Raw genomic sequence first — 22,285 nt, 5'->3', positions numbered from 1 at the left:
CTGAATACGTATATGGAAACATCATTTACAAGTTCTTTCCTTCTTTTAGGATCAACTTTGCTGTTACTTGGGGCTATTGCTTTCATTTATATAGCTAATTCCTTAAAAAACGAAGAAGTAAACATTGATCTTTCTGATGAAGATGATAACGTCTATCTATAATCCCTAAGAGCAAAAGCTTCTTCCACAGTTTTCAAAGAAAAAACCATGTAAGAAGCCTTCATAAAACATACTTATTGAACAGCAAAGCGCCCTTGCTCACCACTACTGGTAAACAAGGGCCCTTTGCTGTTCAACCTCAATGACTTTAATTTAACACATAGTTCTGGTTAAATTCGGTTGTGCTTCCTTTAGCATTACGTGTAAAGTAAATGTCTTTAAAGCTAAGCGTTTTACCTGGCTCTACGCGTCGGAATACCTTATCTGGTGTAATGTCTTTGAGTGATTTAAAACCACAAGCTTCCATTACCTCCATAGTCGATTTTAGGGTATTGCGGTGGAAATTAGCCACACGCACACGTTTATCGGCTACATCTAAGCCATCATAAAGGCTTTTATCCTGCGTAGCAATGCCTACAGGGCATCGGCCTGAGTCACACTGCAAGGCCTGAATACAGCCTAAGGCAAACATCATTCCGCGAGCACTATAACACATGTCAGCACCTAAGGCTACAGCCTTAATAATATCAACACCTGTTATGATTTTACCGGCAGCCATCAGTTTTATCTGGTCACGCAACCCGTATTTTTTAAGCATGTTATGCACAAAAGCTAATGCATCATAAAGGGGCATACCTAAGCTGTCTGTAAATTCTAAAGGGGCCGCACCTGTACCACCCTCTGCACCATCTATTGTGATGAAGTCCGGGTAGAGTTGGTTGTGCATCATCTCTTGGCAAATACGCTCAAACTCCTGCTTATTACCAATACACAGCTTAATTCCAATCGGCTTGCCTCCAGACAACACACGAAGTTTCTCTATATACAGCAGCAGGGTAAACTGATCAGTAAAAGCAGAGTGAGCAGGTGGAGAAACCACAGTCGTATAAGGTTCAACTTGGCGAATGGCAGCAATTTCAGGAGTGTTTTTAGCACCAGGCAATATACCTCCATGCCCAGGTTTTGCACCTTGAGATATTTTAATCTCAACCATCTTAATGTTAGGGTGCATTACCTGTTGTGCAAACCGCTCTTCAGAAAAATTACCGTGGTTATCGCGGCACCCAAAGTTGCCTGTACCAATCTGCCAGATCAGGTCGCCCCCTTCCTCCAAGTGAAAAGGACTAATGCCTCCCTCGCCCGTATTATGCGCAAAGCCACCTAGTTTAGCACCACCATTCAGCGCTTTCATGGCTGTTTTGCTCAGGGAGCCATAGCTCATGGCAGATATGTTATAAATACTGCAGTTATATGGTTTAGCACAACGGTTACTTCCCACTGTAACACGTAAAGCATCTTCTTTTACATGCACCGGGAACATACTATGTGCTATCCATTCAAAGCCTGGCTCTTGGCTGTTGCTCTGCATACCGAAAGGAACTGTTTCGCGCACATTCTTGGCTCGCTGGTATACAATAGAGCGCTGGCGTCTGCTGAAAGGCTTTCCGTCCAGGTCAGACTCAAAGAAATACTGCCTGATTTCTGGTCTGAAGCTTTCGAAAATATAACGCAGATGGCCAACAATTGGGTAGTTGCGAAGAATGGTGTGCCGCCCCTGACACAGGTCTCTGAAATATACTATATGCAAGGGCACTATAGCCAGTAACAGCCATAGCATCTGTTTATCAAAAACAGAGAAGAAGAAAGTAATTAGATAAGACGCGATAAAGACATACCCTATAGTTTGTCTGACGCTAACTTTACTTGCCATATAAAATTTGATTGTACATTAAGTATTAAGCAGGCAAAAGAGTGAAAACACTCTTGCCATTATGTTTCATGATTAGGATAAATCTTGTATAGTTAACCTGAGATGGGAAGTGGAAAAAGACAACAACTGTTCAGCCCAACACCTATATAAATTCTGTTCATAACATCTAATGAACTAATTGGCAAATCCGGATTCTTCATTAAAAACAATGGGCTAAAAAGCTATCTGTCTATAATTTTGAGGCAAAGTTAGAATAAAGTTTTCTGAAAAACCTAAATCATTTTAAAAAATGGCAACAAAAGCATTTCCAGTAAAAATGATATTATTTTTTTATCAAAAAGATAAGCTTAAAAATGTAATATTGCTATTATTAAATAAGATTCATTTCTTACTATATCAGTTTTCTACAGAAGATAATAATCAGGTAATACAAACATTATTTTTTGATAATAGTCAGCCAGAACTAAGGGTGTTTTTTGTGCGTTTAACGATTGTTAGCTTTATTTAAATCTTAATGCATATGAAAGCCATTACGAAACTCTCATCGCTTTTCCTATTAGGAACTACTGTAGGTATACTTATGAAAAACTGGCTGTCTTACAGCAACCTTCAACAGGAAGATGATTATCATCTTTATCTATAATAAACAGAAATAAAAATGGCCACCTCTTATTTAAAGAAGCAGCCATTTTGTCTTAAGCTTATTTTATACTTGTGTCTGATGTTCTAGTGAACATCGGTTGGGACATTCGCATTCTTTTTAAACTTCTGCAGGTAAAGTAGCGGGATAGAAAATAGCATGATCAGTCCTGCTACCCAATAAGCATCAGTATAGGTCAGTAAGACTGTTTGCCTTGTTACCATACCCTCAATTGCTTTATAAGCCGCTGTCTTTGCATCAAGTAAAGTATATCCTTTAGACACAAAATTCTGCACTAGTCCGTTAAACCGGTTTACAAAGGCTGTGTTATATTCGTTTATGTTTACCAACAGGTTATTACGGTGCATTCCCTGGCGCACGTGTATAAGCGTAGTTAAGGCCGCGATACCAAACGAACCTCCTAACTGGCGGCTCATATTGTTTAAGCCTGTACCCTGCCCTATCTCTTTGCCTTGCAGGTCTTGAATGGCAAGTGTTGTAAGCGGCACGAACAATAAAGCCATACCTACACCCCGTATGGCCAAAGGCCAGAAGAAATCGCCTGTGCCAGACACTAAGGTAGAGTTACTGAGCATCCAGGAGAAGATAAAGAACAACAGCATGCCGACTGTGGCCATAAATTGAGCGGGCACTCCTCTCTGGAGCATTTTACCCACAAAAGGCATCATAACAATGGTAAACAAACCACCAGGCAGCAGAATCATACCGCTTTGCTGGGCTGTAAAACCCAGCAGGTTCTGGCAGAATATCGGGAATACGAACATAGAACCATACAAACCAAAACCCAGCACAAAAGAAGTAAACATACCAATGGCAAAACTCCTGTGCCGCAAAATGTTCAGGTTAACGATAGGGTGTTCGGTCGTAAGCTCACGCCATACAAACAGCAGCCCCCCAATAACAGCCGCAACAGCCAGCACTACAATATAAGTTGTTTCGAACCAGTCTTCAGACTCTCCTTTTTCCAGCAAGGTCTGTAAACAGCCTACGGCAACAGCCAGTAAACCAATTCCCCACCAGTCAATCGGGTTACCTTTTGGCTCCTTAGGCGTTGGCTTTACAAAGAAATATGTAGCAAAGGCGGCCATAATTCCAACCGGAATGTTTACATAAAAGATCCAGGGCCAAGAGTAGTTATCTGTGATATAGCCACCAATGGTTGGGCCTAATGTTGGGCCTACCACAGCTCCTAATCCAAACAGTGCTGTAGCAGTACCCACTTGTTCACGAGGCCATGTTTCCAGTAGAATGGACTGTGCCGTAGACAACAAACCACCTCCGGCTAAACCTTGTAGAATCCGGAACAGTACCAGCTCATCAAAATTGGCCGCATTACCACACAAAAAGGAGGAAACGGTAAACAAAATGATGGAGGCCATGAAGTATGTTTTCCTGCCGAAGCGGCCTCCCAGCCACCCCGACATTGGAAGAACAATTACGTTGGCCACAGCATAGCCAGTTACTACCCAGGCAATATCTTCCAGTGTCGCTCCCAGGTTACCCTGAATCTGCGGCATGGCGACGTTTACGATAGTGGTGTCAATCAGCTCCAGTAACGAAGCTGTGATCACTGTAATCGTAATTGCCCACTTTTTAAATCCTGTTTCAGCCATAACTTTACCCCTCTTTGGTCAGCACAGAAACTTTTACGCTCATACCAGGGCGCAGCTTCTTCATGATTTCTTCGTTTGCATTTATTTTAATTTTAACTGGGACACGCTGTACTACTTTCACGAAGTTACCTGTGGCATTGTCTGGAGGCAGTAACGAGAACTTGGCACCAGTAGCGGGTGAGAAGTTGTAGATCTCACCATTAAGAACCTGATCAGGGAAAGCATCTACTACAATATCCACTTTCTGTCCTTCACGCAGGTTTTCAAGTTGTGTTTCTTTGAAGTTAGCAGTTACATACAGGCTGTTGTCGTTCACGATAGAGAACAATGTCTGACCTGGCTGTACCAGCTGGCCTACCTGCACGTTCTTTTTAGAAGTGATACCACTTGCTGGAGCAGATAGTGTGGTATAAGACAGCTGTAGTTTAGCAAAATCAACATCAGCCTGGCGCTGGTCAACACCTACATTGGCTACTGTTAATTGTGAGCGTGTAGTGCCTACTTGCTCTAAAGCTGCTCTATACTGATCTTGTGCGGCTGTAAGAGCAGCCTTAGCTACATCCCTTTCAGCTTTAGCCTGGTCAAATTGTTGTTGGGTTATTGAGCCATCTTTAACAAGATTCTCATAACGGGCAAAGTCTTGATTGGCTTGCCATAACCTAACCTTAGCTGACTCAATGTTAGCCTTGGCAGTAGTAGCATTGGCAGCAGTGGCAGTAATTTGGGCCTGCGACACATTAATTCCGGCACTGGCTCCTTTCTGTGCAGCAAGTGCCTGCTCCAATTTAATCTGATAATCACGGTCATCCAGCTTTACCAGCAACTGTCCCTGGTCAACATGCTGGTTTTCTTCAAACATGATGGTATCGACATAACCGCCCACACGTGCTACCACAGGGCTAATGTCTCCATCAATCTGAGCATCGTCTGTGTCTTCGTGCTTGCTAAAGTATAAGTACTCCTTAACACCAAAGATCCCACCTACAACAATGATGATAGCTAGTATGATAGGAATTACTATGTTAGACTTTTTCTTTCCGGTTTCCATTCTGTGTTTACTGTTATTGTTATTTTGTTATTGTTCCTGTTGATTTTAATAAGGTGTAATAAGCTATTTCGGCATCTGCCTTAGCTAATTCCAGGTTAATAAGTGACTGGAAAAGTTGTGTTTCGGCATCAATACGATCCGTGGCTGATGCTACTTTGTTCTGATACTGCGACTCCAGCATGCGGTCATTTTCTCTGGCCTGTGCGATGGATGTTTCCAGTATCCTGATTCTATCCAGCGCTTTCTGGTAGTTCTGGTAACTCTGGTTTACTTCAGACTTCACATTATCAACTGCTAAATCCTTGTTAATATCCAGCTGTGAACGTTGAATTTTCGCTTCGCTTATCTTGTTTTTATTCATCCAAAGTCCATCGAAGTTCCAGGCTACTGTTACACCCGCTGCTATCGGAGCCAAATAATTATAAGACCCAGGAATAAGCTTGCCATTAGGGTTCAGGTAGTAAGCATCTGCCACAGCTAAAACAGAAGGCATCATTTCTCCTTTAATAGACTTAATGCTATTATCTGCCACTATTTTATGTATATCGAGCGCTTTGATTTCACTGCGTTGTGTTAAGGCTGTATCTATAAAAGCAGTAAGCGGAGCTAACAGTTCTTCAGGAGTGCCAAGTTCATTTACAACTATGTCTGTACTCTCTGGCAACCCAATCATTAAGTTCAGGTTATAAACTACCACTTTGCGGTTTGTCTCTAGGTCAACAGCAGAAAGTTCAATATTGCTGCGTTGTAACTGAAAGCGCAATACATCGTTTTTAGTAACCAAACCTTGTTCAAAGAACCTCTGAGCTCTCTTTATTTGCTGATCAACAGACTCCAGGTTTTGCTCTACCACTTTTTTGCTTTGCTGTAACTTATATAAGTTGAAGTAAGCATTGGCAATATTGAACACAACATTTTCTTTGTCTTTGTCAGCATCTAACTTTGCCACTTGTGTCAACAAGTCCGTTGACTGTTTGGCATAACGCAACCGATTTCCTCCAAATATTACTTCCTGTAAAGAGAAAGTACCTATAAAGGCATCAGCTCTTCTTGGCAGATGAAATGGTTCCGCCTCCTTAGACATCTGGAAAGTGGTGGTTGGTATTTCAGCGTGGTTATAAGTATAACTTACACTACCAGTTGGCAAAGCTTGGTCTTTTACCTGATGATATTGCGCTATCGCTTGGTCTATCTTTGTCTGCGACAGCTTTAACTCCTTGCTGTTTTGCAGCCCAAGATTTATTGCCTCCTGCAAAGTAATATTTTTAGCTCCCTGAGCCGAAGCCGCACTTGTTGCAAGCAGGCATAACACCATAAAGGTGATTTTCTGTAGATAGCTGCCAGTTTTTATGTACAGCAGCTGCTTTAAATAACTAGTTTTGGGGATCATTATTCAATAAAAAGGCTTGTAAATATTCGTGAACAAATTTTTTGATGCGAAGTTTGATTTCTTTCTCCATTACATCCTGATCCTGAAAATCCTTTTTCAGTAACCTTGACGAAATTTGTGGAGAGTTTACAATAAAGTATTTAGTACCTAATATACTGGCGATAACCATCTCAACATCCACGTGGCGAAAGGCTCCATTCTGAATACCTTCTTCCACAATATCTTTTAGAGCATTTATATTTTTAAGTATATTATCCGAGATAAAATCAGCCATATCGGAACGTTGTGTTAAAGAAACCTCTCGATAGATAATCCGGTGAAAAGAGTTGTTCTCCATTACCCTATCCAGATAAAGGTCAATGGCTTGCTTCAGTTTCTCCCAAGACGGAATATTCAGTTCCTTTACTTCCACCAGTGAGTTTCGCATACCAGTAATGCGACGTTCCAGCACAGCTTTCATTAAACCGTCTTTTGAACCAAAGTAATAATTAATCATTGCCATATTCACACCAGCCTCTTGGGCTAAATGGCGGGTTGAAGCACCTTCGTAGCCTAACTCTGCAAACACTTTCTCCGCGATGCTTAGAATATGTTCTTTTTTATCTTCTTTATTTTTCTCTGTCATAACCCTCATTGCGCTGCAAAATTAATCAATCGATTGATTAAAAAACAAATCTATTCCTAAAAGAATTTCCAAAGACCTGATTTTCATGAATATTTTTTAAAAAATTGGAGCCGTGAGCTTTCTTTGAAATAAGATAATAACAGCTACAGCTTTATCTAAAAAAGCACGGCTATTCCTTGCGTAGAACCTGAAACAAAACTGTTGTCTTACTAAAAGTGTGCTCATGCTGACCAAGGCAACAAGGTTAATCAACAACTCTAGTCGCTAGTTTTCGTTCTGAACAAAATGCGTAGCTTTGCAACTTAGCGTTGCCTGGCAACGCATTTTGTTTTCATAGTACCTTCAGGTGCGCAAACCAATCATTATGGAATTAAACAATTTAAAAGACAAGATTAGCTACATTATAGGCCGTGACATGGCCTCAAACCTAAGAAAACAAGGCATTGACATTGAAGCAGAGCCTTTTATCCAGGGTATGAAAGAAGTGTTAGCCGGTAAACCATCTTCTTTGTCAAATGCTGATATTCAGCAGGCTATGATGGCATTGCAACAGGAATTGGGGCAGAAACAAAACGCTCAGGGCGGTGAAAACAAAAAAGCCGGTGAGGAATTTTTAGCGGCTAACAAAAATAAAGAGGGTGTTAAGACATTGCCTAGCGGTTTGCAGTATGAAGTGTTAAGCGAAGGCTCAGGTAAGTCACCTTCTAAGAATGATCAGGTAACTACCCATTACCACGGTACTCTAATAGATGGAACTGTATTTGACTCTAGCTACGAACGTGGCCAGCCTGCCACTTTTCCGGTTAACGGTGTAATTGCCGGCTGGACAGAAGCTTTGCAGCTGATGAAAGAAGGAGCCAAATGGAGACTATATGTTCCGTCTGATCTAGCTTATGGCTCACAGGGAGCTGGTGATGTAATAGGCCCTAATACTACCCTTATTTTTGATGTAGAACTTATCTCTGTTCATTAAGGTACAATACTTTGATAACAGGTATATCATAAAGCGGCTTTTCTTTGTTTACAAGGAGGAGCCGCTTCTCGTTTCTGATGCTTCAGGCGCTTTTGTTTAGCCTGGACATTTCATCAAGCCATCTCTTGCCTGCTTCCTGATATAGGAAGTGGTTTATAATTAGAAAATTCTCGTTATACATTAATTCATCCCCCTGCAACTCGCTTACAAGGTTCTGAAAAGTGTCAACAGGCTGTATAATGGCAACAAAAATATCCTCATTCAGAAAACGTAAAGCCTTTGAAAAAATATTAGTAAACACCCAACGTCGATCTTTTCCTTTGATAAACTCCCTTTTAGTTAAGTCTAACACCCACTTATTAGGTTTGTACATATGTACCAGGTCTAGCACCAGCTTATATCCATCACGTATTTCTTTAGAGGTGACATCTCCTTCCCAACCAATAACTAATGTGCTGGTCTCCACCTGGTATTCAATATAAAGCTTATCCTGAAGTGCCTGGTTCAGCCCAGTTACTTCTTTTCGGTTATACCATTCTTCTACTATCATCTCACTCCTCCCCACTGACTTGTTTTGTAGTTCATATTACCCTTTAGTAGCTTTAAACAAAACCTATAATTTAGTTATGCTTTCGGAATATCAAAATATCTCTATATTGCAGAAAGAAGCTTAAACAGGCTTTACTTCACTTCCTTTTTTATAATTCTTTCTTTGATAAAGCTTACTTACGAATTCTTTACAATAACGTAACATTATTTATAATATTTTATATAAAAAAAATATAGCAAAACATAAGTATTAAAAGGGAGAACAAATAGTTTCTTCAGCCGTTCTTTAATCATCAAACGTTTATAAAAACAACTATTTGTATGGGAAACAACCATAACGAAGGAAAGAAATTCTTAGACAGTGTCCACCAGTATTTTGATCACGCAGCCAGCTTTTCACGCTTAGACTCTGGCATTTTAGCACAGATAAAAGCTTGTAACAGTGTCTACAAAGTATCTTTTCCTGTTGAAATAGAGGGTAGAATAGAGGTTATAGAAGGAATAAGAGTACAGCACAGCCACCACAAGCTTCCTTCTAAAGGCGGTATACGCTATAGTATGCAGGTAGATGAGGACGAGGTAAAAGCCCTCGCTTCTCTTATGACTTTTAAGTGTGCGGTGGTAGATGTGCCATTTGGTGGTGCTAAAGGAGGTGTAAAAATAAACCCCCGCACAAGTTCCGTTAAAACACTTGAGAAAGTAACACGCCGATACGCAACCGAACTCATCCGAAAGAACCTGATTGGGCCGGGCATAGATGTACCGGCACCAGATTATGGAACGGGTAGCCGAGAAATGGCCTGGATAGCTGATACTTATCAGGCACTGAAATACGGCGAAACCAATGCATTAGGCTGCGTTACCGGTAAACCTGTGGGGCAGGGAGGTATAAGAGGCCGTGCCGAAGCAACTGGTTTAGGGGTTTACTACGGTATTCGGGAAGCTCTGGAAGACACTGACCTGCTTAAAAAAGCCGGCCTCGAAGGTGGCTCGATGGAGGGAAAACGTATTATTGTGCAGGGGCTGGGTAACGTAGGTTACCATGCAGCTTATTTCTGCCAGCAGGATGGCGGTGTTATTGTCGGTATTGCAGAACGCGAAGGAGGTATATATGACCCTAATGGCATTGATGTACAGGATGCGTATAAGCATCGCAGCACAAATGGCTCTATCTTAAACTATAAGAACGCTAAAAACATTGAGAACTCACTGGAGTTGCTGGAAATGGATTGTGATATACTAATTCCGGCAGCACTTGAAAACCAGATACACAGCGGCAATGCTGGCAATATCAAAGCTAAAATAGTGGCCGAGGGAGCTAACGGACCTATTACCCGTGAAGCTGATCAGATACTGGTAGCAAAAGGTATTATTGTTCTGCCCGACCTTTACCTGAATGCAGGTGGTGTAACGGTGTCTTATTTTGAGTGGTTAAAGAACCTGTCAAATGTACGGTTTGGCCGCATCGGCAAAAGAGCAGAAGAAGCGAACTTCCGTCGCATTGTAAATGCCATTGAAACAGCAACAGGTAAAAGTATAACAGCCCAGGAAAGAGCCTTCCTGATTCATGGTTCTGACGAGGTAGACCTTGTACGTTCTGGCCTGGAAGACACAATGATAAATGCTTATCACGAAATACGCGATGTAATGGTACAGAAGCAAATTCCTGACCTGCGTACTGCAGCCTTCTTAACTGCCATAGAAAAGATTGGCGTAAGCTACGAAGCATTGGGCATTTTCCCTTGATCTGACTGTTATCTTTCAAAGAAAGCCCGGTTGCAAAATGATGCTGCAACCGGGCTTTTTCTCTTTATCAGGCTCTAATAAAACGGTGAGACAATGCAATTACTCACATCAGGCTCACCATTGTTAAAGTTTGTCTGTGTCTATATATTATTTAGCTCTAGCCACTTTTCCAAAATTTCCTGTTGTTGTGGTGTTGGGTTTGGTACACGTTCAAAAGTGTAACGCACTGACTCATCTTTCACCATAGGCACCTGAAGTGTCATAAGCTGGCCATCACGCACAACCTCCACTTTAAGGGTTTCTCCTACCTCGCGATCAGTTACAAATTGTTCTAAATTGCTACCAGCACGGTTTCCATTTATGGCAACAATCTCGTCATTCACATTAATGCCACCATTCCAGGCACTGGAACCACGCTCAACAGAACGAACAATAACTTTACCATCGGCAACTGCTGTAGAAGCACCCCAACTGGCCGTGTTACGACCTTCATTCAGGTTTACCAAGCGCAAGCCAGCTGCATCAAAATACGCATTATAATCAGGTGTTTTAGTGCCGTTCACATAGTCCCTGAAGAAAGCATCAAAGTTATGACCAGCCGTTTTCTCCAGCCCTTCCTTAAACTCCTGCTCCGTAAACCCTCTTTTCAGTTTTTTGTAGTAACGGTTGTACATGTAGCGCATGGCATCATCCAGGCTCTTCTCACCGTTAGTGCTCTTCATTATGTCCATGTTAAGCAACTGGCCAAGCACACCTCCTTTAGTATAGTAAGAAACCTCTGCATTATTGGAGTTCTCATTACGGCGGTAGTACTTAATCCAGGCATCAAAGCTGGCTTCCGAAACAGTTTGAACTTTATTTCCTGGAGTGTTCTCCACTGAATTGATACTACCGGCGATAATACCTAAATAACGCTCAGGGGATATTAAATTAGTGCGGCGTACAATAAGATCATCGTAGAAACTGGTAATACCCTCCGATACCCAAAGAAGTGTCGTGTAGTTTTCTTCATTATAGTTGAAAGGCCCGAGAGCCATAGGACGCAACCTTTTTACATTCCATAGGTGAAAATATTCATGAGCCACTAAAGACATAAAGCCTGAGTAGCCTTTCTCGGTGCCATAGTTCCAGCGGGAAGTTTGTAAGGTAGTAGAGTTCAGGTGCTCCAAACCGCCGCCGCCACGGTTCAGGTTATGGACAATAAATACATAACGCTCCACAGGCAGTTCACCCATAACTGAAGCGGCCTCTTCTGTTACTTTCTTCATATCAGCTAGCAAACGCTCTTCGTCGTAGTTTGCCTCGCCGTACATAGCAACTTCGTGAGGTACTCCTGAGGATGTAAAATGCAATACTTTATGGTTGCCGATTTCTAGCGGAGAGTCTGCCAGGATATCGTAGTTAGGGAACGTGTAGGTGAACTTACCCGTACTTTTAAGCCCTGTAGAAATAGTGTTCCATTCTTTGTAAGGTTTCACGACAAGGGTACCACTCAAGTCCTGATATCCTTCGGGATACATAAAAATACTTGTTCCATTCAGGTAACCATGAGAGGTATCTAAAAAACTGGTGCGCACGCTCAACTCATAAGCATACACATCGTAGCTGGCACGTACGAGGTCAGCTTTATTACTGTACACGCGCCAGGTGTTCTTGTCTATTTTTTCAGAACGAAGGCTATTACCAGCATTATCTGTGGCCCGGAAGCTTTCAACGTTTTTGGCAAACTCCCGAACCAGGTAAGAACCCGGTGCCCACACAGGCATGGTAAAATCAACGTAATTCTTTTTTATACCGGAAAGCTCTGCTTCTACTTTAAAGTAGTGCGTATGTGGCTCTGGCATCGAAAGAGTGTAACGCAACTCAGCTGCCAACACAGCCGCCACGTTACTTAGACATAAAAATGCAATAAGAAAGAGTGAATGTGCAAATTGCTTTTGTTTGAGCATATGGAAGGTTTAGATTTAGTTTAAGCTTTGGCATTTTACAATAAATTACCAGCTTTTCAAAATCTGTACTACAAGCACCAAGTTAAAGGCATCTGCTATCTAAAAACTCTTTTTGCTGTTTAAGCACATCTTAGAGAGCTGGAATCAAGCCAGGATATAGCATTTTCCACCTCATAAAAAGTATTCATAATAATAAAAGAGTTATAGCTCTGCAGGCCATAAAAGCCAGCTTCGCTCAACAAATGCTTGTAGCACTGCTCTGACAGCACAATGGCTACAAAGTTATCAGAGCCTAGCATCATCATCATCTTTGGAAACAGCTCAGCATGCAGCCATGTCTCTTCTTCCTCGCTCAGTTTTCCTATCTTTTTGAAGTCAAGCACCCATTGCTTTATGTGGTTTTCTTTTGCAAACTGTAGTGCCTCCAAAAGACTCTTACGAAACTCTTCTGACTGAAGCTCCGCAAAGCACTCTAAATAAAGTCTGTTTTCATGCGCTTCACTTGAAACACTGAAAGATTTTCTTGCACAAATCATCTTCTTTAGTCTCCTTATAGAATGATATACGTCAAATATATATATTTTTTAAGATACTATTTAATTTAAGCCTCAAAATGTTTCATTATTTTTATTTTAATTGTAAACAGCATCATAATAATGGCGAACGTATGTATATAAGGTGTAAATATATGTTACCAAAATCATACTTTAACCTTTTCCTTACATCAGAAATTAATTAGTGCCGCTTATTGTTTAGAGCCTTTACAACGCAATTAGAAAGTATCTAATATATATTTATACAAATATTATTATATATAAATAATTAATCAAGCTATAATGAAAAAATTATTGTTCCTGGTATTATCCCCCCTATCATTAATGTCTGGTTCGCTGATAAAAAAGCAGGTTAAGACCCCTATACCAGACCACCTCGTCCATACCCGAACAATAATTCATACAGATACATCAACTTCAGCACTTCAGCCAGTCAACACTAAGAGGCTTTATCAGCATAATAAAAGGAAAGACATTGTAACTTATGCCATGAGTATGATAGGAAGGCCTTATGTTTATGCTGGCATTACCCCGAAAGGTTTTGATTGCTCTGGTTTCATCACTTATGTTTACAAAACCTACGGCCTTAGTCTACCTCACTCATCAGCCATGCAGGCAAAAGAAGGGCAGTCTGTAAAAAGGCAGGAGGCAAAGCCTGGGGACATTGTAATATTTACCGGTACTAACTCGAGCATAAGAAAACCGGGGCATGTAGGCATAGTTATCTCCTCTCCTGGCGACACTATATCTTTTGTTCACGCTTCCTCTAACGGTGGTGTTAAAGTAAGCAAAGTTAAAGGCACAGGTTATGAAAAGCGCTTTATGGAAGTGCGAGGTGTTTTATAATAACTAAAGCTGCTTTTCTGGCAGAATGAGCTTAATGTTGCTTAAGATATAACTGTTGCGCTTTTTCTCGTAAACAGAACCATTACCACACGGGCGAACGTGCCCTAATTAAAAAACGATAAACGTCATGGTACATCCTTACATTATAAACCTAATAAATTCTGTTGTATTAATAACAGCAGGTCTAGCTGCTTATTTTCTGATACCAGCCCAGCCAACAATTGTATTAATCGCACCAGCCTTTGGTGTGTTGCTTATAGCCTTTACAAATTCTTTAAAGAAGCATAATTGGTTTGTGTTCAACTCCGTTACTGCTCTCACGCTTCTTTTCGGAGCATTGGCCATCATGCGTTTATATTATGGTGCTCCTGATATAAGATACAACAGTGCCTTTACACTTATTGCTGCCATAAGCTGCTTTGTGGCTGTGTTATTTTATATAGGCTCTTTTTCAAGAGAAAGGCGGTTAAGGAACAACAGTATTTATAAGGAAGATATATAGGAGAGTAAAAAAGAAAATGCCTGATGTAGCCCGTCAAGTTACATCAGGCATTAAAAAAAATCCTTCTTAATCTTAATAAGCGGCGCACTGTTGTTCAGCGGCACCAATACAAAGATCAAAGGTAATAATCACTGCATAAGCAGTAAGGTACTGCTTACTAAGCTAGTTCACTATTAAGGTGAACAAAATTACCTGTGCTTACTAAGACGACTGATGGATTAGACATAGCACCTCCTTTCTCTTTAGTCCAACATAAACTCTAAAACTCCGGTCTTCTTTCAGACCATCTGATTTAAAGCTGTAGCACTCGCTACTACTGATATCTAAAGATAAATTATGCACAAATAGTTCACAAGCATAACAAGATATTTTTTATACTTTTCTTGCAGCTTCTTTACCAGCCTTGATTAAAGAATGGGCTTACAGGAACAAAAAAAGCACATTCAACCTTTTAAACACCTATGAATCAGCACGATAAAATTGCATTTAATATATTTTACAAAAACCTGAACTTTGTGTAGTATAAAATTAGTGTAAATATTTAGTCTATAAGTAAAAGGTAATCAACAACATGCACAAGATTTTGTTCTAAGCACATTTTTAAGTTGTCTCAGCTTTATTATCATGTTGCTTAACTGCATATTTTACTCTGGAATAGATAAAAACTGTTTTCTCTCGCTAACAAATAAAAGAATAGTTACTATATTACAGTATCCACAGGACAATTTTTAATTTATGAAAAAGCCCTTATTGTTATTTTTTACACTCTTACTTATTACTGCTAGCACATGGGCTCAGAGCCTGTCTCCCATTGGCACCTGGACCAACCAGGACGGAAAAGGCAAATTTGAGATCTACAAGTGCGGCGATAAGCTTTGTGGCAGGATCGCTTCTATAAAGGAGCCTAACCTTAATGGTAAACCCAAGACTGATGTTAATAACCCGGAAGCAAAGTTGCGCTCCCGCCCTTTGGTTGGACTAGAGTTTATGAAAGGTTTTGAATATGTTGATAATAACAAGTGGGACGATGGCACCATTTATGACCCGGAAAGTGGCAAAACCTACTCCTGCTATATGAAGATGATTAATAAAAATAAAATGGAGGTAAAAGGTTATTTAGGTATCTCTTTAATTGGCCGCACCCAGACTTGGACGAGAGTTGAGTAAGTTGCTCCTATAAACAAAAAATGCCTGTCTCTATAAATAGAAACGGGCATCTTTTGTTGCTTTTACCAGTTTAGCCCAAACAGATACTCTCTATAATCAACAGCCAGTTTCTTAACTATCTGTTAAGAAACCTGAAGTATCTTATATGCCTTATCTCTAAATACAAATGTATCTCCTGCTGCTCTACCTGCCATGGCCTTATATAACGGAGACATGGCTGAAATGGCATAAAAAGATTCTCCGTCAATTTTCATTTCACCTAAGCTTACTCCTATAAAATAGTTTTGCAGTTCTGTTTGAACGACTGCACCAGGAGACACTTCGCTGTTTTGCTTTGTAGCATTTATACGACGCAAAAGTGCCATGGTCGTCATAAGGTCGTCTAACTGCCGAGCGTACATATCACGCTGAATCTGACAGTTTTCACGAAAAGACTCAAATTTATCTTCCATTGCTCCTTGTGATTCATTTGCGCTCTGCTGTGCATCTTCCATAGCGTCTTTAGCGGCTTTTATTTGTACGTTAAGTACCTTCATACACTCCTGTAGCAACCGCCTTTTTGTTTCGAGTTCTTGTGTTAGCGTTTCCATTGATGTCTCTTTAGTGCCAATTGTCTCTACACTGCCTCTGGCTCGTCGGCAACTTTGAAACATGGCTTTTCATAACTTTATTTTGATACTATTATTATATCTCCTTATAATAATTATAAGGCGAATGGTGCGTAATAAACCAATTAAAGTGCAAAATGTTTATAGTGGGCCACTAAAAGCGGTTAAACGGATTTTTATACCGATAGTTTGGCTTAGAGCATGGCAAGAATAACTTTAAATGAGAAAATAACTTTTTTGCAACCTGACAGGGCTATATTCTAAAAACCAGTTTCTAAAAATTACCACTTAAGTACTACTTATTACTATAAGCTGTTCCAGCTCAGCATTAGCAGTAAATTATACTTTTTATATATAACAATAATCATATAAAGCAACAACCACTAGCTCTTAAAAAGAAAAGTATTATGAAAACAACCGATACATGCCCATTTATTGTATTATAAAATTTTCTAAAAATAAGAGTGCGCTTCTTTATATTGAGATTTTCACAGATAATATTATTAAATTTAAATAGCCAAAGAAGTTCCTCTTATCCCAAATATGAACTACGCTTATGCTTAAACGCTTCCTCTTTCTGTTAGCAGGTATAATTCTGTGTTTTAACGCTTATGCTACCCATATTGTAGGTGGTGAGTTTGAACTGGAACATCTGCAAGAGTATAATTACAGGCTCACCCTAAACCTCTATTTCGATGATGTTAATGGCAACCCTGGTGCACTTGACCAACTGATTACAGTTAATGTTTTTGAAAAAGGCTCAAACAGGCTAATGCTGACGCAGGACATGACTATTAAGTCACAGTCTTATGTAAATTATACTAATATAGACTGTGCCATAGGTAGTCTGCGAACACGAAAAATAGTTTACTATGAAACTATAAACCTCTCCCCCAGAAGATATAATCACTCTCAGGGTTACTATGTTACCTGGGAACGCTGCTGCCGAAACAATACCATAAATAATATTGTGTCTCCGGGGGCTGCAGCGCAAACATTTTACATGGAGTTTCCTCCTGTAGTTAAGAATGGGGATTTTTTTAATAACTCCTCTCCAAAGTTATTTCCACCACTAAACGACTATGCCTGCGTGGGTGAACTATTTTACTTTGACTTTAACGGAACAGACCCAGACGGAGACTCTCTTGTTTATGATATGGTAACACCTTTAAACGGTTACACCTCCACCGCTATGCCTGCCTATAACTACTATGACACGCCAGGAACAGCACCTTATCCTGAGATAAGGTGGCTATCGGGCTATAGCGAAAACACCCAGATTCAGGGTTCCCCTCCTATCAATATTGATGCACAGACCGGCAGGCTTATAATGCGTCCTCAAAGCAAAGGCTTGTTTGTATTTGGTATCAGATGCCAGGAATTCAGGAATGGGCAAAAAATAGGAGAAGTACGTCGCGACTTTCAGGTACTGGTACTTGAGTGCGCCACAAACAGCAGCCCTGAAGTTATGGCCAGGGCGCAAGGAACTACTGACCTTTATAAGGACACAGACGTCATGCGCATTGACGCTACAGGCAACCGTTGTGTTGAAGTGATGTTCACAGATGTTGACCCAAATGAGTTTCTGTCTCTTAAAACCTTACCAGAAAACTTCTCCAGTTCTGACTATACTTTTCAGGGTATAACGCAAGGTAACATTAACCAACCAGGCGCAGCAAACGACACTCTTAAAGCCACAATTTGCTTTGCTGAATGTTTCGATACAGGAGGTAAAGTGTTTAAGCTAAACCTGATAGCCCAGGACGATGGCTGTAGTCTGCCTCGTCAGGATACCCTGCAGCTCAGCTTTACAATTGACCCCATACCAGACACTCCTCCCGGCGTTTCACTATCGACCCCAACACGTGTGTTTGAAGTAACAGAGGGAGATGTACTAAGTTTTGATGTTACTGGCTTTGACAACGATGGCCACGATATAACCTTAACAGCAACAGGCCAGAATTTTGACTTGGGAAGCCAGAACATTATTTTCCCAAGCCAGACCAAGCCAGGAGAAGTTACTTCTAATTTCTCCTGGAACATAAACTGTGCGACCGTACAACAGGAATCCTATCTGGTGGAGTTTAAAGCTACTTCCATGGTCTGCGGAGAAGAAGTTAGCAAAACAGAGCTTGTGGAGGTACGAACCATCTATAACAACAATGCGCCTGTCATAAGCACAGATCAGGAAATACTGGTAATTGAACTAGGCTTAGACGAACTTTTTGAAGCAAGTATATTTGGCAATGATACCGATATGAACGGGCTTACACTTTCTGCCGCTGGCGAAGGCTTTGAGTTGTCCGATTTGGGTATGAATTTTACCAGCACAGGAAGCAACGGTGAAGCAACAGGCCTGTTTAGCTGGAATGCAGTATGTCTTGCGGCAACAAATGGTGTAGCGCGTGTTACCTTTACTCTTGCAGAAGATGCATGCGTACCCTCCCCTAACCAGGCCATTACCATGGAGTTTCATGTGAAGGATGTTAATGACGCTCCGGTTATTTCCACTGACCAGAAGGTACTAACTTTTGAACTGGACCTGAACCAGCCTTTTGAAGCCAAGCTTTTTGGTGAAGATATAAACCTGAACCCGCTTAACCTGTGGCTGGAAGGAGACGGTTTTGATACGGAGGCTATGGGCATGACCTTTACCAGCACTAATGGCAACGGCAAAGCAGAAGGTGTATTTAACTGGGTAGCAAACTGTGAGGCGTTTCAACGTGGCAATATCAAAGTTAATTTCAAACTCAGGGAAGATGCCTGTTCTCCTTTTCCTGATGAGGTAATAACTATGGAGTTTAAAGTGGTGGTACCGGAGTTAAAAGACTTTGTGCCAGCTAACATTTTTACACCTAACGGAGATGGCCTGAACGATTACTTTGAAATACCAGAATTACCTTTAGAGTTTTGTACAGCCTCTTTTTCAAATATTACCATATTTAACAGATGGGGAAAAGAAGTTTTCAGGAGTGATGATAACAAGTTTAAGTGGGACGGGAAGGGTGTAAATGACGGGGTTTACTTTTATGTTATAGACTTCAGGAGCAGCCAGTATAAAGGCACTGTAACAATAGTACATTAACAGCCTTGAGATCAAACATCTGATTCTGGGCTACAATTATCTCAAATAATCAAGGATGGAAGATAAGATAACTCTACTGGCATATCTTAATGCAAAACAATAATTTAAAAAACCATTAATTTAATCCAATTAACAGAAAAGGCAGAACAAGTAAGGTTATAACCAATACTTCTTCTGCCTTTTCTGTTAATTGACCAGCAATAATCAGGCCATAAAGAGGAATACGATATATAGCCCCATCCACAGGAAGTCCATAAAGTGCCAATAGCTGCACAACATAGAAAGTTGCAGGCGGCGAAAAGGATCTCTAATAAAGATCAACGTCCTGACACCATCAGCGGCAACATGAGCTGTTTTAAAGAACAGGAACGATAAGAAAATAATGCCTCCAAGTAAATGCAATACATGCAGCGCCGAAATTAAGTACAAATAAGTACCTGAGGCCTTGCCCGTAAAACTTACACCTGTTCTAGACATCTCGTTCCAGCCAAGAAATTGCGCTCCGACAAACAGCAAGCCCAGCCCGAGCGTAAAACCCAGGTACTTTACCATTTTCCTGAGCTTTTCCTTTTTATAAATGCGCGGAACCTTACTTATAGTATAGCTGCTGATAAGTAGCAAGATAGTACTAACATTAAAAAACTTTGGAAGCTTAAAGTTTTCACCATCAAAACCACCTGTTCTTACAAATGCGACTAAAAGTATCGTAAAAAGTATCCCAATCCCGATCATGCTCAGGTACAGTAGCATCCGGATTGGGTGCATTTTCTCGATCTTGCCAAAAGCCGAGAGTTGCTTATGATCAACCTTATTTTTTTTATCTGAATCCATCCTAGCTTCAATAAGCGGCACGGAAATATGCGTATGCCTTTGTGTTATAAATCTATCAAAATCAAGTTTTTACTTCTATTCTGTATACCTTGTGAACCTATCTATAGTTTTAAATTTTCAGCAATAAATTTATTCTTAATAAAGCTATATTCCTTAAAGTAGAGGCATTTTTTTTGAACATTCCAGCTTTTACCTCTAATAAAAGTATCTTTAAAAAGTAACACTCCTAACAATTACCTTTACCCTTTGTTTTGCGTTAGTATAGAATGCATTCATAATAACTGCACATGAAAAACGCTATACAAAACACACTTTGCATATTCAGCACCCTGCTTTTATTTTTTATTTGCCATCAAACGCAGGCTCAATCCAGAGTATCAGCATACACAGGCAGCAACACTATAATCGTCAATCTGGAGGGTAAAACAGGCCCCTATCAGTATTCGTCTAAAGATCTTTTGGTGCGCTATAACAAAGCCACACAAAAAATAGAATGTGTCCTTAACCTTGGTTCTCTCTATCCTACCAATGAAAACGTACCTCCAACTATGGCTTATGACGTTCTCTATGGTGCAAAGTACCCTGACTTAGTTCTTCTGATAGATGCACCCGCTGAAAAAGCCAATGCCAGCAACAACACCAACATCTATCCAGAATCTTTAGGCAAAAAAACCTCTATCAGCTTACAGGGCATTACGAACCAGACTGTTATTCCGGTGCTGTTTACACCAGACAGGAACACCATTTTCTTCAGCACAAATTTCGACCTGATGTTAGATAACTTCCAGGCAAGTATACCGGCTAAGTACCTTCCTATTTTAACAGGTCGAATCCAGATCTTTATTAACAACGCTAAATGGACTGATATTGAATCCCAATAAGTAACAAAAATTTGTTCTGTCGCAGTTTACCCTTACTAACGTTACATTTGGTGTAATATGTTTTGAGTTTAACTGTTTTCGTTCAGGCCTTTTTAATCATTTTTGTTTGATGCTGTACTTCCTAAATACTAGGTCTGTAGCTATATTTGTTAGTCATGTATACCAGCAAAAGATAACGTTATGAAAGCTGCCTTACGAATGCTGTTCTTCGCTACTGCTTTATATAGTTGCAACCAAACTAAACCCATCTCCGAGGTTACTGAAACTACTACAGGAGAGACCCGAACTGTAGGGAATACCTTTGGTTCTCCTTTTTCTGAAAGCAACCCAATATCTATTTCAATGTTACAGCAGGCTATTGCAGGCAAAGACTCTGTACAGGCTACTGTGAGTGCCGAAATAGTAGAAAGCTGCCAGGCAAAAGGCTGTTGGGCAGATGTAAAGTTACCTGATAACCGAACCATGAAAGTCACTTTTAGGGACTATGCTTTCTTTTTACCTGTAGAAGACCTAAAAGGACGTACGGTTGTTTTTAGTGGCACTGCAAAAAAAGAAGTAGTGTCAGTAGATGCGCAACGCCATTATGCACAGGATGCTGGCAAACCAGCAGCTGAGATTGCAGCTATTACACAGCCAAAAGAAGAACTGCATTTTGTTGCTGATGGAATAGTTTTAAAGTAATCCTTACATTATAATAATTTGCTACTAGGCCGAAAAGAGATGAAAAGAACAGATTTGTTTACTGAAAGATTGAAGCTAAGATTGATCGATATGTCAGACGTAGTTTCTGTTCATCAACTACACTCATTACCTGAAACAGATATGTTCAACACATTAGGAATTCCGAAAAATATTAGTGAAACGCATTCAGTTATAGAGCCCTGGGTGCAGGATAATCAGCAACAAGAGATTACAAATTATACTTTTGCTATCGAGCAAAACAAAGGCAACCAATTTATAGGGTTGATTGCTTTAAAACTGAGAAGCAGGAAGTATAACAGAGCAGAGGTATGGTATAAACTACATTCAGCTTACTGGGGCAAAGGATTCGGCACAGAAGCATTAAGCAGAATACTGGACTTCGGATTTAATGACCTGAAACTACATAGAATAGAGGCTGGATGCGCTGTTGACAATATTGGCTCTAGTAGAGTACTAGAGAAAGCCGGAATGACAAAAGAAGGAAGAAAAAGGCAGGTCCTTCCTCTAAAGTCAGGTTGGGCTGATAATTTTGAATATGCCATCCTTGAAACTGATAAAAGAATGTATCATCCGCATACAGTTAAAACCGAAAAAGCAGTCTGACTTAACAGATAGCCCTGTAAATAACTTCATGTAATGTTGCAGCTATCATATTGTTGCTTCATCAGCTTTACGCCAGTCAGGC

General features: G+C 40.4%; 20 protein-coding genes. 10 read left to right on the top strand and 10 right to left on the bottom strand.

All coding sequences use genetic code 11. The annotated features are described in order from the left end of the window. Positions 1–12 precede the first annotated feature (12 nt). Entirely contained in the window at positions 13–162 is a 150-nt protein-coding gene (locus tag LN995_RS06225; RefSeq protein ID WP_229959474.1) for a hypothetical protein, read from the top strand. Between the two features lie 145 nt (positions 163–307). On the opposite strand, the gene LN995_RS06220 is transcribed toward LN995_RS06225, so the two are convergent. Next, positions 308–1,870 carry an FMN-binding glutamate synthase family protein gene (locus LN995_RS06220; RefSeq protein ID WP_229959472.1) on the bottom strand — a complete coding sequence of 521 codons (1,563 nt, stop codon included), beginning with the start codon at positions 1,868–1,870 and terminating at the stop codon, positions 308–310. Between the two features lie 289 nt (positions 1,871–2,159). Here LN995_RS06220 and LN995_RS06215 point away from each other — a divergent pair, with 289 nt between their 5' ends. Beyond that, positions 2,160–2,378 (top strand): hypothetical protein, encoded by a 219-nt coding sequence (locus tag LN995_RS06215; RefSeq protein WP_229959470.1) that lies wholly within the window; start codon positions 2,160–2,162, stop codon positions 2,376–2,378. Positions 2,379–2,596: 218 nt separating this feature from the next. Here LN995_RS06215 and LN995_RS06210 read toward each other — a convergent pair whose 3' ends face one another. From LN995_RS06210 to LN995_RS06195, 4 genes are read right to left on the bottom strand one after another with little or no spacing between them, the layout of a single operon-like run. Then, positions 2,597–4,144 (bottom strand): DHA2 family efflux MFS transporter permease subunit, encoded by a 1,548-nt coding sequence (locus LN995_RS06210; RefSeq protein ID WP_229959468.1) that lies wholly within the window; start codon positions 4,142–4,144, stop codon positions 2,597–2,599. A 4-nt stretch (positions 4,145–4,148) separates the two neighbouring features. Beyond that, complete coding sequence (locus LN995_RS06205; RefSeq protein WP_229959466.1) at positions 4,149–5,192, bottom strand: HlyD family secretion protein; 1,044 nt, start codon at positions 5,190–5,192, stop codon at positions 4,149–4,151. A gap of 19 nt (positions 5,193–5,211) precedes the next feature. Next, positions 5,212–6,507 (bottom strand): TolC family protein, encoded by a 1,296-nt coding sequence (locus tag LN995_RS06200; RefSeq protein ID WP_229959464.1) that lies wholly within the window; start codon positions 6,505–6,507, stop codon positions 5,212–5,214. Positions 6,508–6,565: 58 nt separating this feature from the next. Then, positions 6,566–7,207 (bottom strand): TetR/AcrR family transcriptional regulator, encoded by a 642-nt coding sequence (locus LN995_RS06195; protein ID WP_229959462.1) that lies wholly within the window; start codon positions 7,205–7,207, stop codon positions 6,566–6,568. A 364-nt stretch (positions 7,208–7,571) separates the two neighbouring features. Between LN995_RS06195 and LN995_RS06190 the strand changes: the two genes are divergently transcribed. Further along, on the top strand, positions 7,572–8,180 hold the full coding sequence (locus LN995_RS06190) for an FKBP-type peptidyl-prolyl cis-trans isomerase (protein WP_229959460.1): 609 nt from the start codon (positions 7,572–7,574) through the stop codon (positions 8,178–8,180). An 82-nt stretch (positions 8,181–8,262) separates the two neighbouring features. Here LN995_RS06190 and LN995_RS06185 read toward each other — a convergent pair whose 3' ends face one another. After that, positions 8,263–8,730: a hypothetical protein gene (locus tag LN995_RS06185; RefSeq protein ID WP_229959458.1), complete on the bottom strand. Its 468-nt coding sequence runs from the start codon at positions 8,728–8,730 to the stop codon at positions 8,263–8,265. 320 nt (positions 8,731–9,050) lie between these two features. On the opposite strand from LN995_RS06185, the gene LN995_RS06180 reads away from it, so the two are divergent. After that, the gene (locus LN995_RS06180) at positions 9,051–10,475 is read left to right on the top strand and encodes a Glu/Leu/Phe/Val family dehydrogenase (RefSeq protein WP_229959456.1); all 1,425 of its coding nucleotides are present in this window, start codon (positions 9,051–9,053) and stop codon (positions 10,473–10,475) included. 140 nt (positions 10,476–10,615) lie between these two features. Here the strand turns inward: LN995_RS06180 and LN995_RS06175 are convergent, their stop codons facing one another. Both LN995_RS06175 and LN995_RS06170 read right to left on the bottom strand, forming a co-directional pair. After that, entirely contained in the window at positions 10,616–12,424 is a 1,809-nt protein-coding gene (locus tag LN995_RS06175) for a M61 family metallopeptidase (RefSeq protein ID WP_229959454.1), read from the bottom strand. Positions 12,425–12,543: 119 nt separating this feature from the next. Beyond that, a complete protein-coding gene (locus LN995_RS06170; protein WP_229959453.1) occupies positions 12,544–12,960 on the bottom strand; it encodes a hypothetical protein in 417 nt (138 codons plus the stop codon). Positions 12,961–13,260: 300 nt separating this feature from the next. On the opposite strand from LN995_RS06170, the gene LN995_RS06165 reads away from it, so the two are divergent. Continuing rightward, positions 13,261–13,824, top strand: coding sequence for a C40 family peptidase (locus LN995_RS06165; RefSeq protein WP_229959452.1), 564 nt, complete (start codon positions 13,261–13,263; stop codon positions 13,822–13,824). 1,237 nt (positions 13,825–15,061) lie between these two features. Beyond that, entirely contained in the window at positions 15,062–15,493 is a 432-nt protein-coding gene (locus LN995_RS06160) for a DUF2147 domain-containing protein (RefSeq protein WP_229959451.1), read from the top strand. Positions 15,494–15,615: 122 nt separating this feature from the next. On the opposite strand, the gene LN995_RS06155 is transcribed toward LN995_RS06160, so the two are convergent. Next, positions 15,616–16,146 carry a hypothetical protein gene (locus LN995_RS06155; RefSeq protein ID WP_229959450.1) on the bottom strand — a complete coding sequence of 177 codons (531 nt, stop codon included), beginning with the start codon at positions 16,144–16,146 and terminating at the stop codon, positions 15,616–15,618. 511 nt (positions 16,147–16,657) lie between these two features. On the opposite strand from LN995_RS06155, the gene LN995_RS06150 reads away from it, so the two are divergent. After that, complete coding sequence (locus LN995_RS06150) at positions 16,658–19,186, top strand: gliding motility-associated C-terminal domain-containing protein (protein WP_229959449.1); 2,529 nt, start codon at positions 16,658–16,660, stop codon at positions 19,184–19,186. A gap of 204 nt (positions 19,187–19,390) precedes the next feature. On the opposite strand, the gene LN995_RS06145 is transcribed toward LN995_RS06150, so the two are convergent. After that, complete coding sequence (locus LN995_RS06145; protein WP_229959448.1) at positions 19,391–20,017, bottom strand: cytochrome c oxidase subunit 3; 627 nt, start codon at positions 20,015–20,017, stop codon at positions 19,391–19,393. 287 nt (positions 20,018–20,304) lie between these two features. On the opposite strand from LN995_RS06145, the gene LN995_RS06140 reads away from it, so the two are divergent. The 3 genes from LN995_RS06140 to LN995_RS06130 all read left to right on the top strand — a co-directional run bounded on the left by LN995_RS06140 (position 20,305) and on the right by LN995_RS06130 (position 22,203). After that, the gene (locus LN995_RS06140) at positions 20,305–20,898 is read left to right on the top strand and encodes a hypothetical protein (RefSeq protein WP_229959446.1); all 594 of its coding nucleotides are present in this window, start codon (positions 20,305–20,307) and stop codon (positions 20,896–20,898) included. A gap of 180 nt (positions 20,899–21,078) precedes the next feature. Next, complete coding sequence (locus LN995_RS06135) at positions 21,079–21,579, top strand: DUF4920 domain-containing protein (protein WP_229959444.1); 501 nt, start codon at positions 21,079–21,081, stop codon at positions 21,577–21,579. A gap of 39 nt (positions 21,580–21,618) precedes the next feature. After that, the gene (locus LN995_RS06130) at positions 21,619–22,203 is read left to right on the top strand and encodes a GNAT family N-acetyltransferase (RefSeq protein ID WP_229959442.1); all 585 of its coding nucleotides are present in this window, start codon (positions 21,619–21,621) and stop codon (positions 22,201–22,203) included. Positions 22,204–22,285 lie beyond the last annotated feature (82 nt).

Origin of the sequence: Pontibacter silvestris (genome assembly GCF_020907275.1) — a bacterium.
Classification (GTDB): Bacteria; Bacteroidota; Bacteroidia; order Cytophagales; family Hymenobacteraceae; genus Pontibacter; species Pontibacter silvestris.
Note: the sequence above shows the minus strand (reverse complement) of the source record. Positions and strands in the feature narration are given on the sequence as shown.